We start from the raw sequence: 2,338 nt of genomic DNA, 5'->3' as shown, positions 1-2,338 counted from the left end.
TGGACTATTTTCACTCGAAAGAAAGAAAAATTCACCGAGCGAAGGAAAAATGCGACACTCCTGGGGGAAGAGCAGCTTCCGAAGACCCCACAGGGGAACGTTGTGTGTGACCGAGGAGGCTAAGGTGCTGCCCCCGGAAAGGGAGTATTTTTTCCGTAGCGATAGATTAACCACTCATCTTAAAAAGAATGCAAAGAGGTTACGATAAAGTTATTGCGAACTTTATATCAAGTTCGAAGGTTGAAAGCAACAAAGTCAATGAAAGGTGCGAAACAAAATAATAGAATAAAGCCCTTTACTGGCTAGTATGCGTTGTTGCTAAGCATACTTAATTCAATTACAATTATAATCTACGGTTCATAGAATAGTAAGTAAAGTGGAGAGATCTTATGGAAGAAAACAAAAATGAAATTATAAAAGTCTGTTTATTAGCTGGGAAAATTATGTTGCAGAGTGGTGCTGAAACATACCGTGTAGAAGATACAATGTTGCGTATTGCATCTTCGTTTGGGGTTGTTAATGCACAAAGTTATGCAACACCAACAGGAATTATGTTTTCTGTTGATGAAACTGAACCAACTAATTTTGTTCGTATTTTAGATAGGTCTACAGATCTACATAAGGTAGCAATTGTTAATAGCATATCAAGAAAAATAAGTAGTAAGGAATTGACTGTTAATGAAGCGAGTGAGTTATTAAAAGAAGTCGAGGTCCAAAAACACGCCTATCCGATTTACATTCAAATTCTGGCAGCTTCGCTTGTAAGTGGCTGTTTTACGATTATGTTTCAAGGACAATGGACAGATTTTATTCCTGCTTTGTTTGTTGGAGGGTTTGGCTTTTCTGCGATGATTTATTTACATAAAGTGGTTGAGATTCAGTTTTTTGCAGAGTTTCTGGCATCACTGTTCATCGGATTAATCGCATACTTGTTTATAGATATTGGAATCGGAAAAGAACTTGATAAAATCATTATAGGTTCTGTAATGCCTCTTGTTCCTGGACTATTAATAACCAACGCCGTTCGAGATTTAATGGCAGGGCATTTAGTTTCAGGATTGTCAAAAGGAGCAGAGGCATTTTTAACAGCATTTGCAATTGGGGCAGGAGTGGCTGTTGTTTTTTCATTCATATAAAATGTGTTATTTACAGACTTTCCGAACGAGAAAGCCCACTCCTTTAGGTGTGGGATGAAAGAGAGGTCAAATACGGGGGACCACTTAGTAATCGAAGGTTGTGGTGCCTCAAGTATTAGAATCGTTCATTTTTTATACATATTTGCAGCAGTTTATGTAAAAAACGGATTTATAAAACGGCTATAATTGTATATAGGAATAACTATAGAAGAACCAACACAACCGTTTCATTCATAAACTATCATTTTGTTTTCTGTCCCCGTTATAGAAGGAAGATTTTTCTCCGGGCAGATATAGAAAAACGTTTCAAAGAATTGGTGCTAGAAGTGTGTGGAAAATGGAAAATTCAAGTTATTGCTATTGAATGTGATAAGGATCATACGCATATGATTCTAAATTCGCTTCCTAAACAAAGTCCTTCGGATATCATGGCAAAAATCAAGCGATTCACGTCCAAAAAACTAAGAGAGGAGTTCCCTCACCTTCAACATTTGGAAAGCCTTTGGACTCGTTCGTTTTTTGTGTCCACTGCTGGTAATGTTTCTAGTGAAACCATCAAACGATACGTCGAAAATCAAAAGAAAAAGAATTAGAAGGGAGTTAAAACCTATGGCAAGAAACACCACACCAACGTATACAATTGAATTTCCTCTACACCTGCCAACTTGGCAACAACATCGTTTGGAAAAGAAAATAAAGATGGCTAGAATGGTCTATAATTCTTGCCTAGGGGAGGCTTTAAAGCGACATAGAGCTGTAAAGTCGGATAAAGAGTATCGTAAACTCCTTAAAGAAAATAAGTCTAAGGAACGTGATGACCAACTTGCAGCTATTCGAGTAACCTATGGATTTTCCGAATATGGAATACATCGTTTTGTGAAGTTTAGTCAACAAAAGTTTAGAGAACACATTGGAAGTTTTGAAGCGCAAAAGCTTGCAACCAGAGCCTTTCAGGCAGTGGAGAAACTTCATTTTGGTAAATCGAAAAAAGTTCACTTTAAAAATAGCACAGATGATATTTCCGTAGAGAATAAATCGAATAAAACGGGATTGAGGTTTGCAGAAGGTGCCATCCTTTGGGGTGCTAAACCAACAAAGAAAAATCCTAAACCTAAAAACTGGCTCTCTATGCCTATATCAGCAAAACCTAATGATGAATACGCACATCTAGCTTTAACGGATGAAACGAAGTATGTGCGCAT

General features: G+C 37.3%; 2 protein-coding genes and 1 pseudogene. All 3 read left to right on the top strand.

What is annotated here, in order from left to right; all coding sequences use genetic code 11:
- Positions 1-389 precede the first annotated feature (389 nt).
- Positions 390-1,136 (top strand): threonine/serine exporter family protein, encoded by a 747-nt coding sequence (locus QQS35_RS16880; RefSeq protein ID WP_285933400.1) that lies wholly within the window; start codon positions 390-392, stop codon positions 1,134-1,136.
- A gap of 185 nt (positions 1,137-1,321) precedes the next feature.
- Positions 1,322-1,729 (top strand): IS200/IS605 family transposase, encoded by a 408-nt coding sequence (gene tnpA / locus QQS35_RS16875; RefSeq protein ID WP_285933401.1) that lies wholly within the window; start codon positions 1,322-1,324, stop codon positions 1,727-1,729.
- 16 nt (positions 1,730-1,745) lie between these two features.
- Positions 1,746-2,338: pseudogene (locus QQS35_RS16870) on the top strand (RNA-guided endonuclease TnpB family protein); the annotation flags it as partial.

Source organism: Aquibacillus rhizosphaerae (genome assembly GCF_030282825.1).
Lineage (GTDB): Bacteria > Bacillota > Bacilli > Bacillales > Amphibacillaceae > Aquibacillus_C > Aquibacillus_C rhizosphaerae.
The sequence above is the reverse complement of the archived record's forward strand: the minus strand, read 5'-3'. Positions and strand labels throughout refer to the sequence as shown.

Bases quoted from the DNA above. Each gene is read 5' to 3' on its own strand.
- QQS35_RS16880 (WP_285933400.1), top strand. From the start codon at position 390: ATGGAAGAAAACAAAAATGAAATTATAAAAGTCTGTTTATTAGCTGGG.